This is a genomic window from Barrientosiimonas humi, from assembly GCF_006716095.1.
Lineage (GTDB): Bacteria > Actinomycetota > Actinomycetes > Actinomycetales > Dermatophilaceae > Barrientosiimonas > Barrientosiimonas humi.
The window spans coordinates 2,858,612-2,873,903 of record NZ_VFOK01000001.1; the positions used below are offsets into that span (position 1 = coordinate 2,858,612).

Sequence of the window (15,292 nt, forward strand, 5' to 3'; positions counted from 1 at the left end):
GGCGGCGGGTCAGTCGAGGGCGGTGTGGTGGGCGACGCGCTGGCGGCCCAGCAGCAGCGACGCGGCGGCCGCGACGAGCGCGGCGATCGCCGCCCCGAGGAACACCGTCTGCACCTGCACGACGCCGGCGTCCTTGACCTGCTGCACCGTGGGGTTCTCCAGCGCCTGGACGGTGGCGTAGAACCGGTTGAGCCCGATCGCGGTGAGCAGCCCGAGGCCGACGACCATCCCGACCATCCGCGAGACGACGACCAGCGCGGCGGCGATGCCGTGGGCGTCGGCGGGGGCGTCGTCGAGCGCGGCGTCGTTGATCGGGGCGATCGAGAGCCCGATGCCGAGGCCGACCGCGGCCAGCACCACCGTCGCCCAGACCTGCGCGAGCGAGCCGGGCCCCCACGTCGACATCACCAGCATGCCCACGCCGGCGAGCGCCAGCCCGGGAGCGGCGACCAGACCCGGTCCGACCCGCCGCAGCAGCCAGCCGCCGGCCAGCGCACCGATCGGCACGGCGACCAGGAAGCGCACCAGGATCAGCGCCGCCTGCGTCTGGTCCTCGGTGACGGTCAGCCGCGCGAGGATCGGCACGTCGACGACGACGGCCACCAGCGCGACCCCGACCAGCGCCGAGGCGACCAGCGCGGGGCGCACCCGCCGCCGCACGACGCCGCGCGCGATCAGCGGCTGCGCGGCCACACGGTGGCGCACCAGGTAGAGCCCGGCCGCGACGGCAGCCACCGGCAGCAGGGTCCAGCCGAGCGGGCCGATCACCTGCTTCTCCGGGTCGGCGGAGGCGAACGTCAGCACCAGGCACCCCAGCGCGACCGTCACGAGCAGCGCGCCGACGAGGTCGATGCGCCGCAGCACCGGCCAGACGAGCGGCGCGGCGAGCAGCACGGTCACCACCAGCGCGATGGCCCCCCACAGACCGATCTGGGTGAACAGGCGGGAGGTGTGGCCGGCGTACGGCACGAACGGCTCGCCCAGCGTGATGTCCTGCGTCAGCCGCTCCGGCGCCCACAGGGCCAGCCCGAGCAGCAGCAGCGTCGCGACGCCCGCGACCGCCGTGGCGGCCTTCCACAGCCGCGGCCGCGGCAGGCGTACGCCCTCGCCGGACTCACCCGCGCCGGTGGGCTCGGCGTCGGCCGCGGAGCCGGGGTGCCCCGCCCCGCGACCCAGCACCAGCACCATCGCGCCGAGCACGATGCCCGCGATCGCGTTGAGCCAGAAGATCATTCGCCAGTCCCACACGGCCAGGACGGCCGCGCCGAGCAGCGGGCCGAGCACGCTGCCGATCTCCTGCACCGCTCCGACGACGCCGAGCGGCGTGCCGCGCTCGCCCGCCGGCCACAGCTGCGCCACGAGGGCCAGCGTGGCCGGCACGAGCCCGCCGCCGCCGATGCCCTGCAGCACCCGGCCGCCGACGAGCACGGACAGCTCGACCGCGAGCGCCGTCGCGGCGGAGCCGATGACGAAGATCGCGAGGCAGCCGAGCAGCACCCGCTGGCGCGACACCAGGTCGGAGAGCCGCCCGATCAGCGGCAGCACGGCGATGTAGCCGAGGAGGAAGCCGGAGATGATCGGCGTGGCCCGCTGCAGCGCGTCGATGCCGAGCCCGACGCCGGACATCATCTGCTCCAGCGCGAGCACGACGACATAGGTGTCGGCGGCCGCGAGGGCCACCGCCACCGACGCCGTGCCGAGCAGCGCCTTAGGCCGGGGGCTGGACGTCAACCTTCTTGCCGTACTGGTCGAGGCGCAGGATGTAGCTAGAGGTCGCGTCGTTGTAGAACGCGCCGGTGATCTTGGCCACGCGCAGCTCGTTCTTGTCGGTCAGGAGGTACTCGACCTGGTAGACGCGGCTCGGGTCGCCGATGGTGAGCACACTGGTCACGTCGGCGCCGAGCAGCTGGCCGGTGATGGGCGTGACGACCTCACTGCCGTCGCGCCGCTCCTTGCCGAACGCGGCCTTGCGCGTCTTGGGCATCAGCGAGGACAGGCCCTTGTCGGGGGTGAACAGGGTGGCCGGGTTGGGCGCGCCGTAGGTCTTCGGGTCGATCTTGCGCATGTCGGGCCAGATCGGCAGCTTGGCCCACACGTCGTCACCGATCGCGCGGATCGGCACGTTGGCCTCGACGCTGCCGACCTTCGCGGCGAAGGTGCCGCTGAAGTTGGGCTTGTTGCTGCCGTTGCCCTGGCCGCGCAGCAGTCCGCTGGCGTTCTGCGGGATGCCCTCCGAGGTCAGCGCGATGCGCATCCCCGACGTCTTGTCGACGACCGACTTGGCGGCGGCCAGCCGCGACATCGGCGTCGCGGAGCTGCTCTCGGACTTGTCCCCACCACCCCCGCGCGAGTCGGCGCCCGAGCTGCAGGCGGTGATCGAGGAGAGGCACAGCAGCGCGGCGGCACCGGCCACCGCGCGCCTCGAATGACGCATCGGCATGAAGCGAACCTATCTGGACGGACGGCGGGTCGCGGCTCGGACGTACCGGCGAGTCACTTCGGTTCCACCGACTGAGAAACGCACGCAGAAAGAGCGGCTGCCGTACGTCCTCGCACGGCAGCCGCTCCCCTCGCCCGGTCCGGGGTCAGCCCTGCGGGCTCGCCCCCTGGTCGGAGGTGTCCGACCCGTGGTCGGGCTGCTGGCCCTGCTGCTCCGACTCCCGGAACTCCTGCGGCGTGCGCAGCACCAGGCCGCCCTCGCCGACGTCGACGACGACCTTCTGGCCGTCCTTGACCTCGCCGGACAGCAGCTTGCGGGCCAGCCGGTCGCCGATCTCCTTCTGCACCAGGCGGCGCAGCGGCCGCGCGCCGTAGGCCGGGTCGAAGCCGACGTCGGCCAGCCAGTCGCGGGCGCCGGGCGTGAGCTCGAGGGTGATCCGGCGGTCGCCGACGCGCTTGCCGAGCTCATCGACCTGCAGGCCCACGATGTTGCCCAGCTCGTCCTTGGACAGCGGGTCGAAGATGACGATCTCGTCGAGCCGGTTGAGGAACTCCGGCTTGAACGCCTGCCGCACGGTGTCCATCACGGCCTTGCGCTTGGCCTCGTCGCTCATGTTGGGGTCGACGAGGTAGGAGCTGCCGAGGTTGGAGGTCATCACCAGGATCACGTTGCGGAAGTCGACCGTGCGGCCCTGGCCGTCGGTGAGCCGACCGTCGTCGAGCACCTGCAGCAGGATGTCGAAGGTCTCCGGGTGGGCTTTCTCGACCTCGTCGAGCAGCACCACGCAGTACGGCCGCCGGCGCACCGCCTCGGTGAGCTGACCGCCCTCCTCGTAGCCGACGTACCCCGGGGGCGAGCCGATCAGCCGCGCCACGGCGTGCCGCTCGGAGTACTCCGACATGTCGATGCGCACCATCGCGCGCTCGTCGTCGAACAGGAAGTCGGCGAGCGACTTGGCCAGCTCGGTCTTGCCGACGCCGGTCGGGCCGAGGAACAGGAACGAGCCGGTCGGCCGGTTGGGGTCGGCGACGCCCGCCCGCGCCCGGCGTACGGCGTCGGCGACGGCCTCGACCGCGCCCAGCTGGCCGATGAGCCGCTGCCCGATGACGTCCTCCATCTTGAGCAGCTTGGCGGTCTCGCCCTCGAGCAGGCGGCCCGCCGGGATGCCGGTCCAGGAGGAGATCACGTCGGCGATGTCGTCGGCGGTCACCTCGTCCTTGACCATCGGCGCCTCGCCGCCGGCCGTGGAGGCCGTGGCCTCGGCGGCCTGGGCGTCCTCGAGCTGCTTCTCCAGCCCCGGCAGGTCGCCGTAGAGCAGCTTCGACGCGCCGCCGTAGTCGCCCTCGCGCTGCAGCCGGTCGGCCTGGGTGCGCAGCTCGTCGATCTTGGCCTTGAGGTCACCGACCTTGTTCAGGCCGGCCTTCTCCTGCTCCCACCGGGCGTTGAGCGCCGACAGCTCCTCCTGCTTGTCCGCGAGGTCGCTGCGCAGCTTGGCGAGCCGGTCGCGCGAGGCGTCGTCGGTCTCGTTCTCCAGGTGCAGCTCCTCCATCTTGAGCCGGTCCACCTGGCGGCGCAGCTGGTCGATCTCGACGGGCGAGGAGTCGATCTCCATGCGCAGCCGGGAGGCCGCCTCGTCGACGAGGTCGATCGCCTTGTCGGGCAGCTGCCGGCTCGTGATGTAGCGGTCGGACAGGCTCGCGGCCGCCACCAGCGCGGAGTCGGAGATGGCCACCTTGTGGTGGGCCTCGTAGCGCTCCTTGAGCCCGCGCAGGATCGCGATGGTGTCCTCGACGCTGGGCTCGCCGACGAAGACCTGCTGGAAGCGGCGCTCCAGCGCCGGGTCCTTCTCGATGTACTCGCGGTACTCGTCCAGCGTGGTCGCGCCGACCATCCGCAGCTCGCCGCGGGCCAGCATCGGCTTGAGCATGTTGCCGGCGTCCATCGCGCCGTCGCCCCCGCCGCCGGCCCCGACCATCGTGTGCAGCTCGTCGATGAAGGTGATGACCTGGCCGTCGGAGCTCTTGATCTCCTCGAGCACGGCCTTGAGCCGCTCCTCGAACTCGCCGCGGTACTTCGCGCCGGCGACCATCGAGCTCAGGTCGAGCGCCACCAGGCGCTTGTCGCGCAGCGACTCGGGCACGTCGCCCTCGACGATGCGCTGGGCCAGGCCCTCGACGACGGCGGTCTTGCCGACGCCCGGGTCACCGATGAGCACCGGGTTGTTCTTCGTACGCCGGCTGAGCACCTGCACGACGCGCCGGATCTCGGAGTCGCGGCCGATGACCGGGTCGAGCTTGCCCTCACGGGCCACGGCGGTCAGGTCGGTGCCGTACTTCTCCAGCGCCTCGAAGGTGCCCTCGGGCTCGGCGCTGGTCACCTTGGAGCCGCCGCGGGTGGCGGGGATGGCCGCCTCGAGGGCCTGCGCGTCGAGGCCGAAGTCGCCGGTGCGCGCGAGCGCGACCAGCAGGTGGTCGGTCGAGACGAACGAGTCGCCCATCGAGGACATCAGCTGACGCGCCTGCTCCATGACGTTGGCCAGGGCGCGCGACATCGACGGCTGCTGCACCGACGACCCTGCGGCCGTGGGGAGCTGCCGGATCGCGGCGTCAGCGGTCTGGCGCACCGCCGCGGGCGAGGTCCCGACGGCCTCGAGCAGCGGTGCGGTGGTGGTGTCGGTCTGGTCGGCGAGCGCCGCGAGCAGGTGGGCGGGCTCGACCTGCGGGTTGCCGTCGGTGGTCGCGCGGCGCACGGCCGCCGAGATGGCCTCCTGCGCCTTGGTGGTCAGCTGAAGATCCAAGGGTGCTCCTGGGGTGATCGAGACGGGTTCACTTGGTCCAACGAGCCAAAGTTGAGTCTATTCCGCTCAAGGCTGACTTTTCTGCTGCCGCGGCCCTCGGCGGGAACGCGAAGGGCCCCCGGCGACTCGCGTCACCGGAGGCCCCTCACGCTAGGCCCAAACCGGGCCCTCCGCAGGTCTCATCGAGCTACGGGTTCACGGTCACCAGGGTGCGCGCGGCCTCGGTCGACCCGTTGTTGAACGAGATGAGTCCGAGGTAGCGCTGCCCGGCGGTCAGCCCGCTCCAGCTCGCGGTCACCGTCACCGGCTGACCGATCTGGACCTGCTGCGAGGCCGGGGTGGCCGTGAGGTTGCCCGCCGGCGTCGAGCCCACGACGAAGCTGTGCAGCTTCACCGGGACGGTCGCGGGACCGGCGTAGTTGTCCACGATGACGGTGTACGTCCCCGCGGGCGGGTTCTGCAGCGTCACCGCCTCCTCCGAGGTGCCGCCGCCGCTGGTGCCGACGGTCTGCCCGTTCCGCTGGACGGTCAGGTCCAGGTCGGTGCCGGAGGTGTAGTCGCTGTCGAACGTCGCGAACCGCGCCACCTTGGTGCCGGCCGGGACGTTCACCGTGAACACCGCGTCGGTGGCCGTGGTGGCGTCCTTGGTCTGCACCGCGCTCGGCACGAGGCCGGCGGGAGCCGCGGTCATGGTGCCGGTGAACCCGGGCGTGACCTTGATCTCCTGCGAGCCGCTGGTGCCGGTGCCGGTGATCTCGGCCGGGGCCGAGGCCGCCACCGCGCGCACCGCGATCGGGCTGCGCACGGACTGGCCGCGGTTGCCCTCCCACGTCAGCGCACCGAACGACCACTGACCGAACGCCGCCGACGTGCGGGTCAGCGTCACCGTGAAGGTGCGTGACTGACCCGGCGGGACGGTGATCGAGCTCGGCGACACCGTCGCGGTGAAGCCGGCCGGCGCCTGCACCTTGGCGGTGTAGCGGGTGGCCTTCTTCTCCACGTTGGTGACCGTGCGGGTCACGGTCTGGCGACCGGCGAGGTCACCCACCGCGATGCTCGGGTAGTTCAGGTCGCTCGGGTCGGTGCTCCCGGCGGCCTCGCAGGTGCTGGCCTCGGTGACCAGCTGCAGCTGGCCGATGCCGCAGGCGTAGCGCAGCCAGTCGTTCCAGCCGGCGTCGTACACCAGGCCCGGGTTCATCGCCTGGGCAGGACGCACGTGGCCCGCGCCGTAGTCCAGCGGCGTCGCCGCGCGACCGGCCCGCTGGATCGGCTGACCGGTGTTGTCCAGCGTCGTCGCCGTGGTCATCAGCGCCGACTTGACCGCCGCCGGCGACCACGTCGGGTACTTCTGCATGACCAGCGCGGCGATGCCGGCGATGTGCGGCGTCGACATGGACGTGCCGGAGTAGGAGCCGAAGTTGTTGCCGTTGTTCCCCGGAGGGGCGACCGCCGCGATGACCGACGACCCCGGAGCGGTGATGTCGGGCTTGAGCAGGTCACCACCGCCGGCGAGCGCCGGACCGTAGGAGGAGAACCCGCTCATCTCCGGCGCGCGCACCGGCTTGGGGTCGACCGCCGAGATCGTGGCCGTCGCGCCGCTGGTCGCGGCGTAGGTCTTGATCGCGGCACCGCTGGTCGCGTCGACGTGGATCGACGGGACCGCGTGGTAGTCGGCGTCGAGCGACTGACCGGCGGCGGTGTTGGCCAGCACCATGCCGACGCCCCCGGCGTTCTTCACCGCGAGGCTCTTGTCGGTGCGGGCGTTGCCGCCGCGGTCGCAGATCACGATCTTGCCCTGGGCCTTGGCCGGGTCGAGCGCGGGCTGCACGCCGTTGCCGGCGTTGCCGTCCGCGTCGCTCTGGCACAGCCGCGCCGCGTCGGCGGGCGCACCCGCCGCGGCGACCGATGCCGCGGTGACCAGCGGGGCCGGGCCCACGCCCGGGCCGACGCCGACACCGTCGTACGTCTGGCCGTTGCCGAGCGTGATCGTCTTCTTGGCGCCGCGGTCGTGCGTCGAGGAGGCGACGGTCGTCGTCCACGGCGAGTTGTGCGCCACCGAGGAGGTGCCGACGGTGTCGCCGGAGTTGCCGGCCGAGGTCGCGACGAACACACCCGCGTCGGCGGCCGAGAGGAAGGCGAGCTCGTCGGGGGTGACGACGTACTCGCGCGAACCGGAGATGGAGTAGTTGATGACGTCGACGCCGTCGCCGACCGCGGTGTCGATGGCGGCCACCAGGTCGCTCGTCGAGCCGCTGGCGGAGCCGTCGGGCGTCGCCCACAGCGCCTTGTACGCGGCGATGCGGGCCTGCGGCGCCATGCCGCTCATCGTGCCGACGTCGGTGCCGTCGATGGTGGCCTTCACGCCGTCGTTGCCGGCGGCGGTGCTGGCGGTGTGCGAGCCGTGGCCGTTGTAGTCGCGCGGCGACTTGAACTCGAACGGGTAGACCGTCGCGTTGTCGGCGAAGTACTGCGCGCCGATCAGCTTGTTGTTGCACTTCACCGGGGTGCCGCTGGTGCCCGGCTCGCACTTGCCCTTCCACTTGCTCGCGATGGTCGAGCGCTCGGTGGCGGACATCTCGGTCTCGGCGAACGCGGGGTTCTCGGGCCAGATGCCGGAGTCGATGACGCCGACGATCATGCCCGCGCCGGCCTGGTTGGGGCCGCCGAACTGCTTCTGCCAGACGCCGGTGGAGCCGTCGAGCCCGAGGAACCGCGGGGTGCTGACGGTGTCGGCCTTGCGCTTCTCGTCCTTCCAGACGCGCAGCACGTTGGGCGACTTCTCCAGCGCGTTGACCTGGCTCGCGGTGAGGTTGGCGGTGAAGCCGTTGAAGGAGACGCTGTACTGGTGGGTCAGCGCCGAGGTCGGAGCACCGACCGAGCGCAGCACCTGCGTCTGCTTGCCCTTGAGGTACCTGCCGTACGCGACGGCCGGCGCAGAGCTGCGCTGCACCTTCTTGCCGCGTGCGGGCTTGGTGGCGGCCAGCCCGGACTGACCGCCGGTGTAGCTGGCGATCGGGGCACCCGCGACCTGGACGACGTATCGCGCCTTGGGGCCGGAGTCGGACGGGGCGCCGGAGGCGGACGGGGCGCCTCCTGCGAGCGGAGCGACGGCCAGCGCCGCACTCGCCGCGCCGACCACCACCGCTCTGCGCGTGACGTACACAGACATGAACGAAACTCCTCGTGCAGGGAACGCCGCGCAAGAAGGTGTGCGGCGTGGGCACAAAGTAGGCGCAAATCAGCCACCGGCGGTGGCTACTCGTCAGTAGTTTCCGACCGTGTCGGACGTCCACCCCTGGGGGCACTTGTGGGGATCCCACCCTGCGGGTGAGGGTGGCCGCATGAGCGACGACACCCAGATCACCGTGGAACGCACCATCGATGCGCCGGCCAGCGAGATCTTCGACGTGCTGAGCAACCCCAAGCGCCACCCCCAGCTCGACGGCTCCGGCTTCGTGCGCAGCGAGGACCAGGGCGACCGCATCCAGCAGGTCGGCGACGTCTTCCGGATGAACATGGAGGGCGACCACATGGGCGGGGAGTACCAGACCGACAACACCGTCACCGGCTACGCCAAGGACAAGCTGCTCGCGTGGCAGACCGCCCCGGCCGACACCGACCCGCCCGGCTGGGAGTGGGTCTGGGAGCTGGAGCCGCAGGGCCCGGACAGCACGCTGGTGCGCCACACGTACGACTGGTCGAAGGTGACCGACACCGCTCTGCTGCAGAAGGTCGGTTTCCCGCTGGTCACCGAGGACCAGCTCGAGGACACCCTGGGCAAGCTCGCCGAGACGGTGTCGAGCTGACCATGGCTCGTCTGGAGGCGGTGCAGGGCGACATCACGCGCGAGCGCGTCGATGCGATCGTCAACGCCGCCAACAGCTCGCTGCTCGGTGGCGGCGGCGTCGACGGCGCCATCCACCGGGCAGCGGGCCCGGCCCTGCTGCAGGAGTGCCGCGCCGTGCGCCGCGACCGGCTCCCCGACGGGCTGCCGGTCGGCGACGCCGTCGCCACCGGGGCGGGCGATCTCCCCGCCCGCTGGGTGATCCACACCGTCGGCCCGAACCGCCGCGCGGGACAGACCGACCCGGCGCTGCTCGCCTCGGCCTACACCCGCTCGCTCGAGGTCGCCGACGAGGTGGGTGCGCGCACCGTCGCCTTCCCGGCGGTCAGCGCCGGCGTCTACGGCTGGGACCCGGGCGAGGTCGCCCGCATCGCGGTGGAGGCCACCCGCACGTCGCCGGTGACCGAGCGCCTCGAGCTCGTGCGGTTCGTGCTGTTCAGCGAGGACGTGCTCGAGGAGTTCCGTTCTGCCCTGGGCGATCTCGCCGATCAGTGACGGTCTGGTGAGACGTCCTCGTCGAGCCAGCCGTCGTGCTCCTCGGCGAGCGCTCCGAAGCGGGCCGCGAGCGCTCGCGCAGGCGCCCCCGTCGGGTCGTCGATGGTGTTGACCCCGACGTAGACCGCCCACTCGTGGTCCTCGGAGTCGTCCTCGCCGGAGAGCGCCTCGCGCACCACCCGCACCTCGGAGAACCCGTCGTCGTCGCGCAGGTCGTCGGCGACCGCCTCGGCGTCGTCGCGGCTCGGGAACACCAGCAGGAAGTCGACCACGCGACAAGGGTGCGACCTGCCCACCGGCGCGTCAATCGACCACACCCGTGTCGCCCTCGATTCACCCGCCGTGCGCCTGGGGCTCGGCGCAGGTTTGCCCGGGCTGCCTACCCTGCCGCGCGATGGCGGGGCGATTCGTGGCCGTAGGCGACTCCTTCACAGAGGGCGTCGGCGACAGCAACGTGTTGTATCCCAACGGAGTTCGCGGGTGGGCCGACCGGATGGCGCGGCAGCTCGGCCGGCACGACCCGGCGTGGGAGTACGCCAATCTCGCCATCCGCAGCAAGGTGCTCGACGAGGTGGTCACCGAGCAGCTGGACCGGGCGCTCGAGCTCGACCCCACGGTCGTGTCGTTCTACGCCGGCGGCAACGACATCCTCGCGCTGCGGGTCGACATGGACTCGGTGCTGCAGCGCTACGAGGCCGCCCTGACCAGGCTGGTCGGCAGCGGCGCCCGGGTGCTGGTCTTCACCACGTTCGACCTGAAGATGTCGGCGATGCTCGAGCCGTTGAAGCGCCGGATCCGCTTCTACAACAACGGTGTTCGGCACCTGGCCGCGCTGCACGGCGCGCAGCTGGTCGATCACACCCAGTGGCGGGAGTACGACGACCCACGCCTGTGGAGCCTCGACCGGATCCACATGTCGCGGCTGGGGCACAAACGGCTCGCGGGCTACGTCTGCGACTCGATCGGGGTGCCGCACACGCTGAAGATCCCCGAGCTGCCCGACTGGGAGCCACGGCACTGGCGGCAGGTGGTGAAGGAGGAGCGGGTGTTCCTCCGCGACGAGGTGGTGCCGCTCGTACGTCGCCGGATGAGCGGCGTGCGCGAGGGAGACACCCTGCAGCCGAAGTGGCCCGACCCCGTGCACCCCGCGGACGGGCTGAAGAAGCTCGCGCGCCAGCGGGCCGCCGAGGCCGACCGCGTCGCCCCCTGAGCAGCAGCCCCGCCAGGCAAGCCGATCGAGTAGCCCCGCGAAGCAAGCCGATCGAGTAGCCCCGCGAAGCAAGCCGATCGAGTAGCCCCGCGAGGGACGAGCGGGCGTATCGAGATCGACGGCGGCACACATCGCACGACGGCGGACCACTTGTGATGTGGTCCGCCGTCGTACTTTCTGGTCCGCCGTCGTCGACGACGCAGGGAAGGTGAACCTGCCAGCCGCCGGTCAGCGGTGGTAGGGGCCGCGGGGGGTCCAGGGCGCCAGCGCCGTGGACGTGGAGCGGCGCACCGGCCGCTCGCCCAGCCGCAGCGCGACGATCTGGCCGTCGGAGCCCGCGGCGAAGATGCGCCGGCCGGTCTGCTGCTCCAGCTGCTCGACCTGCTCGGTGAGCTCGCCGACGCGCGAGCGCAGCGCCTCGACCTGGTCCTGCAGCTCGAAGATCCGCCGTATGCCGGCGAGACTCACCCCGTCCTGCGACAGGCGCTGCACCTCGCTGAGGCGACGGATGTCGTGCGGGGAGTAGCGCCGGCCACCCCCTCCCGTGCGGGAGGGGGTGACCAGGCCGAGACGGTCGTACTGCCGCAGGGTCTGAGCGTGCATCCCGGCCAGCTCGGCGGCGACCGAGATGACGTAGACGGGAGCGGTGTCGCCCGAACCCCGGGGGCTCATCGCGTGGCCTTCTCCAGCAGGTCGGACCGCGGGTCGAGCCCCTCCTGCTGCTCCTGGTCGCGCAGCGCCTCGACGGCCTTGGTGGCCTCGTCGGTGAGGCGCTGCGGCACCACGACCTGCACCTTGGCGAGCAGGTCGCCGGTGCCCTTGCCGGTCTTGATGCCGCGGCCCTTGACGCGCAGCACGCGACCGCTGGGGGTGCCGGGCGCGACGCGCACCTTGACGGGCTTGCCGTCGAGCGTCGGCACCTCCACGGTCGCGCCCAGCGCGGCCTCGGCGAAGGTGACCGGCAGGTCGACGGTGAGGTTGCGCCCGTCGCGGCCGAACACCGGGTGCGGCTCGACCGAGACGTGCAGGATCAGGTCGCCGGCCTTGGCGCCGGGCTGACCCGGCTCGCCCTTGCCGCGCAGCCGGACCTTCTGCCCGTCCTTGACGCCCGCCGGGATGCGCGCGGTGACGGTCTTGCCGTCGGAGTCGCGCAGCGTCACGGTGTCACCGGACGCGGCCTGGCGGAACGACAACGAGGCGTTGGCCTCGACGTCGCGGCCGGGTCGCGGGCCGGCGGGGGCGCCGTACTCGGAGTAGCCGCCGTAGTCGGAGTAGCCACCACGGCCGCCGCCGAACGCCCCGCCGAACGGCGAGCCGCCCTGACCGCCGAGGCCGGACAGCAGGTCCTCCAGGCTGATGCCCTCGGCACCGCCACCGGTGGAGTAGCGCACGCGGGTGCCGCCCGGGCCACCCGGACCGCCGGCACCGAAGGCGCTGAAGATGTCCTCGAAGCCACCGGCGCCGCCGCCACCGCCGGGCCCTCCGGCACCCGCGGTGAACCGGGCACCGCCGCGGACCATCTGGCGTACGGCGTCGTACTCCTGGCGCTTCTCGGGGTCGGACAGGACCGCGTTGGCCTCGCCGATCTCCTTGAACTTCTGCTCGGCCGCGGCGTCACCCGGGTTCTTGTCGGGGTGCCACTTGCGGGCCAGCTTGCGATAGGCCTTCTTGATGTCGCTCTCGGACGCGTCCTGCGGGACGCCGAGAACGGAGTAGAAGTCCTTCTCGAACCAGTCTTGACTCGCCATCACACCTCCTTTGCCGGATGGCTGGTCGGTCTTCTCGTGGGCATCAGGCCGGGTCGGCCACGCTCACCCGCGCAGCGCGGACGACGCGGTCGCCGATCTTGTAGCCCGGCTGCATGACCTGCACGACCGTGGTGCCCTCGCTGCCCTCGGGCAGGTCGGCCTGCACGTGCATGAGCGCCTCGTGCAGCGTCGGGTCGAACGCCTCGCCCTTGGCGCCGATGCTCTGCACGCCGAAGCGGGTGAGCGTCGACTCGAGCTTGTCGGCGATCTTCGCGAAGGGCGTGCCCTCGGCCAGGTCGCCGTGCTCGCGCGCGAGGTGGATGTCGTCCATCACCGGCAGCAGCGCCTCGACCACCGAGCCGATCGCGGCGTCGCGGTCCTTGGGCCGCTCCCGCTTCATCAGCTCGCGGTAGTTGTGGAAGGCCGCCTTCTCGCGCAGCAGCTGGTCCTGCAGCTCGGCGGCGCGCTCGTCGGCACCGCCCTCGTTCTGTACGTCGGTCTCGCCCTGGGCGGGACCGCTCCCCGGGGCGCCGGCCGGCGCCTCGGGCTGGGGGGTGGAGCCGGGGGCCTGCTGACCGGTCGGGTCGACCGGCTGCTCGGGCCCGGGCTCGGGGTTCTGCTGGCTCACAGCCGAATCTCCTTCTGCCGCACCGCTGTCGCGCACCTTCCCAGTCTGCGGGTCGATGCGGCGCTTGTCGCGGATGACGGGGCGGCCGTCGTCCTCCGCCGGCTCCTGGGAGCCGGCGGAGGAGTAGGCGTCGGTCACTTCTTGTCGGCCTCGTCGTCGTCGATGACCTCGGCGTCGACCACATCGTCGTCGGACGAGGCGCTCGAGCCGGCGTCGTCGGCGTCGGCCGCGCCGGACGTACCGCCCGCGGGCTGGCCGTCGGCCTGGCCCTCGGACTGCGCGTAGACCGCGGCCCCCATCTTCTGGGAGGCGTCGGACAGCGCCGTCGCCTTGGCCTGGATCTGGTCGGCCGGGGTGCTCTCGTCCTTGAGGGCGTCCTTCAGCTCCTGGATCGCGTTCTCGACCTCGGTCTTGTTCTCGGCCGGGACCTTGTCGCCGCTGTCGGAGAGGAACTTCTCGGTGGAGTAGACCAGCTGCTCCGCGGTGTTGCGGGCCTCGGTCTCCTCACGCCGCTTCTTGTCCTCGGCCGCGTGCTCCTCGGCCTCGCGCACCATGCGCTCGATGTCCTCCTTGGGGAGGGCCGAGCCGCCGGTGATCTGGATCGAGGCCTCCTTGTTGGTGCCGCGGTCCTTGGCCGACACGTGCACGATGCCGTTGGCGTCGATGTCGAAGGTGACCTCGATCTGCGGCACGCCACGCGGGGCCGGCGCGATGCCGGACAGCTCGAAGTTGCCGAGCAGCTTGTTCGCCTTGGCGATCTCGCGCTCACCCTGGAACACCTGGATGTCGACCGACGGCTGGTTGTCCTCGGCGGTCGAGAAGACCTCCGACCGCTTGGTCGGGATCGCGGTGTTGCGCTCGATGAGCTTGGTGAAGATGCCGCCCTTGGTCTCGATGCCGAGGCTCAGCGGCGTGACGTCGATGAGCAGGACGTCCTTCTTGTCACCGGTGAGCACGCCGGCCTGCAGCGCGGCGCCCACGGCCACGACCTCGTCGGCGTTGACGCCCTTGTTGGGCTCCTTGCCGGTGAGGTCCTTCACGACCTGGGCGACGGCGGGCATGCGGGTCGAGCCGCCGACGAGGACCACGTGGTCGATGTCGGAGACCTTGATGCCGGCGTCCTGGATCACCTGCTCGAAGGGCTTCTTGGTGCGCTCGAGCAGGTCCTTGGTGAGCTGCTGCTCGAACTGCGCGCGCGAGATGCTCTCGTCGAGGTGGATCGGGCCGTTCTCGCCCATCGAGAGGTACTGCAGCGAGACGTTGGTGGTCGTCGCGCTGGACAGCTCCTTCTTGGCCTGCTCCGCGGCGTCGCGCAGACGCTGCATCGCGATCTTGTCCTTGGACAGGTCGACGCCGGTGGAGTTCTTCACCTGGCGCAGCAGGTGGTCGACGACCGCCTGGTCCCAGTCGTCACCGCCGAGCTTGTTGTCACCGTTGGTGGCGCGCACCTGGATGGTGGAGAAGCCGTCCTCGGGGTCCTTGCCGACCTCGAGCAGCGAGACGTCGAACGTGCCGCCACCCAGGTCGAAGACGAGGATGAGCTCGTCCTCCTTGCCCTTGTCGAGGCCGTACGCCAGCGCGGCCGCGGTGGGCTCGTTGATGATGCGCAGGACGTTGAGGCCCGCGATCTCACCGGCCTCCTTGGTGGCCTGCCGCTCGGCGTCGTCGAAGTACGCCGGCACGGTGATGACGGCGTCGGTCACCGGCTCGTTGAGGAAGGCCTCGGCGTCCTGCTTCAGCTTCTGCAGGATGCGGGCGGAGATCTCCTGGGCGGTGTACTTCTTGCCGTCGATCTCGGTGCTCCAGTCGGTGCCCATGTGGCGCTTGACGGAGCGGATGGTCCGGTCGACGTTGGTGACGGCCTGGCGCTTGGCGATCTCGCCGACCAGCACGTCGTTGTTCTTCCCGAAGGCCACGACGGAGGGCGTGGTACGTCCGCCCTCGGCGTTGGCGATGATCTCCGGGTCGTTGCCGTCGAGGAAGGCGACGGCCGAGTTGGTGGTGCCGAGGTCGATACCTACCGCACGTCCCATGTGTGTTGACTCCTCGTGAGTTCGGGGTGCGGCACCGGGTGCGGCGCCGCGTCTGACTAGGTCTGACTCAACTCCTGGCCGCCCGAGCCTGTCAAGA

General features: G+C 71.4%; 12 protein-coding genes. 3 read left to right on the top strand and 9 right to left on the bottom strand.

Annotation, left to right across the window (positions count from 1 at the left end; translation table 11 throughout):
• Positions 1 to 9: 9 nt before the first annotated feature.
• From FB554_RS13385 to FB554_RS13400, 4 genes are all read right to left on the bottom strand, one after another.
• Positions 10 to 1,731 carry an MFS transporter gene (locus FB554_RS13385; protein ID WP_142006837.1) on the bottom strand — a complete coding sequence of 574 codons (1,722 nt, stop codon included), beginning with the start codon at positions 1,729 to 1,731 and terminating at the stop codon, positions 10 to 12.
• Positions 1,709 to 2,440 (bottom strand): LppX_LprAFG lipoprotein, encoded by a 732-nt coding sequence (locus FB554_RS13390; RefSeq protein WP_142006839.1) that lies wholly within the window; start codon positions 2,438 to 2,440, stop codon positions 1,709 to 1,711. Before FB554_RS13390 ends, FB554_RS13385 begins: the two co-directional genes overlap by 23 nt.
• A gap of 145 nt (positions 2,441 to 2,585) precedes the next feature.
• The gene (gene clpB, locus FB554_RS13395; RefSeq protein WP_142006841.1) at positions 2,586 to 5,237 is read right to left on the bottom strand and encodes an ATP-dependent chaperone ClpB; all 2,652 of its coding nucleotides are present in this window, start codon (positions 5,235 to 5,237) and stop codon (positions 2,586 to 2,588) included.
• Positions 5,238 to 5,424: 187 nt separating this feature from the next.
• Positions 5,425 to 8,406 carry a S8 family serine peptidase gene (locus tag FB554_RS13400; protein WP_211344607.1) on the bottom strand — a complete coding sequence of 994 codons (2,982 nt, stop codon included), beginning with the start codon at positions 8,404 to 8,406 and terminating at the stop codon, positions 5,425 to 5,427.
• Positions 8,407 to 8,578: 172 nt separating this feature from the next.
• On the opposite strand from FB554_RS13400, the gene FB554_RS13405 reads away from it, so the two are divergent.
• Positions 8,579 to 9,043 carry an SRPBCC family protein gene (locus FB554_RS13405; RefSeq protein ID WP_142006844.1) on the top strand — a complete coding sequence of 155 codons (465 nt, stop codon included), beginning with the start codon at positions 8,579 to 8,581 and terminating at the stop codon, positions 9,041 to 9,043.
• A 2-nt stretch (positions 9,044 to 9,045) separates the two neighbouring features.
• Entirely contained in the window at positions 9,046 to 9,576 is a 531-nt protein-coding gene (locus tag FB554_RS13410; RefSeq protein WP_142006846.1) for an O-acetyl-ADP-ribose deacetylase, read from the top strand.
• Here FB554_RS13410 and FB554_RS13415 read toward each other — a convergent pair.
• Positions 9,570 to 9,848, bottom strand: a complete 279-nt coding sequence (locus tag FB554_RS13415) for a hypothetical protein (protein ID WP_142006848.1) — start codon at positions 9,846 to 9,848, stop codon at positions 9,570 to 9,572. The genes FB554_RS13410 and FB554_RS13415 overlap by 7 nt on opposite strands.
• 122 nt (positions 9,849 to 9,970) lie before the next feature.
• On the opposite strand from FB554_RS13415, the gene FB554_RS13420 reads away from it, so the two are divergent.
• A complete protein-coding gene (locus FB554_RS13420) occupies positions 9,971 to 10,786 on the top strand; it encodes an SGNH/GDSL hydrolase family protein (protein ID WP_142006850.1) in 816 nt (271 codons plus the stop codon).
• Positions 10,787 to 11,014: 228 nt separating this feature from the next.
• On the opposite strand, the gene FB554_RS13425 is transcribed toward FB554_RS13420, so the two are convergent.
• From FB554_RS13425 to dnaK, 4 genes are read right to left on the bottom strand one after another with little or no spacing between them, the layout of a single operon-like run.
• The gene (locus FB554_RS13425) at positions 11,015 to 11,458 is read right to left on the bottom strand and encodes a heat shock protein transcriptional repressor HspR (RefSeq protein WP_142006852.1); all 444 of its coding nucleotides are present in this window, start codon (positions 11,456 to 11,458) and stop codon (positions 11,015 to 11,017) included.
• Entirely contained in the window at positions 11,455 to 12,534 is a 1,080-nt protein-coding gene (locus FB554_RS13430; protein WP_142006854.1) for a DnaJ C-terminal domain-containing protein, read from the bottom strand. Before FB554_RS13430 ends, FB554_RS13425 begins: the two co-directional genes overlap by 4 nt.
• A 43-nt stretch (positions 12,535 to 12,577) precedes the next feature.
• Complete coding sequence (locus FB554_RS13435) at positions 12,578 to 13,300, bottom strand: nucleotide exchange factor GrpE (RefSeq protein ID WP_142006856.1); 723 nt, start codon at positions 13,298 to 13,300, stop codon at positions 12,578 to 12,580.
• Entirely contained in the window at positions 13,297 to 15,195 is a 1,899-nt protein-coding gene (gene dnaK, locus FB554_RS13440) for a molecular chaperone DnaK (protein WP_142006859.1), read from the bottom strand. Before dnaK ends, FB554_RS13435 begins: the two co-directional genes overlap by 4 nt.
• Positions 15,196 to 15,292: the final 97 nt, after the last annotated feature.

Coding starts and splice junctions, on each gene's coding strand:
- FB554_RS13390 (WP_142006839.1), bottom strand. CDS start 2,440: ATGCCGATGCGTCATTCGAGGCGCGCGGTGGCCGGTGCCGCCGCGCTG.
- FB554_RS13400 (WP_211344607.1), bottom strand. CDS start 8,406: ATGTCTGTGTACGTCACGCGCAGAGCGGTGGTGGTCGGCGCGGCGAGT.
- FB554_RS13405 (WP_142006844.1), top strand. CDS start 8,579: ATGAGCGACGACACCCAGATCACCGTGGAACGCACCATCGATGCGCCG.
- FB554_RS13410 (WP_142006846.1), top strand. CDS start 9,046: ATGGCTCGTCTGGAGGCGGTGCAGGGCGACATCACGCGCGAGCGCGTC.
- FB554_RS13420 (WP_142006850.1), top strand. CDS start 9,971: ATGGCGGGGCGATTCGTGGCCGTAGGCGACTCCTTCACAGAGGGCGTC.
- FB554_RS13425 (WP_142006852.1), bottom strand. CDS start 11,458: ATGAGCCCCCGGGGTTCGGGCGACACCGCTCCCGTCTACGTCATCTCG.
- FB554_RS13430 (WP_142006854.1), bottom strand. CDS start 12,534: ATGGCGAGTCAAGACTGGTTCGAGAAGGACTTCTACTCCGTTCTCGGC.
- dnaK (WP_142006859.1), bottom strand. CDS start 15,195: ATGGGACGTGCGGTAGGTATCGACCTCGGCACCACCAACTCGGCCGTC.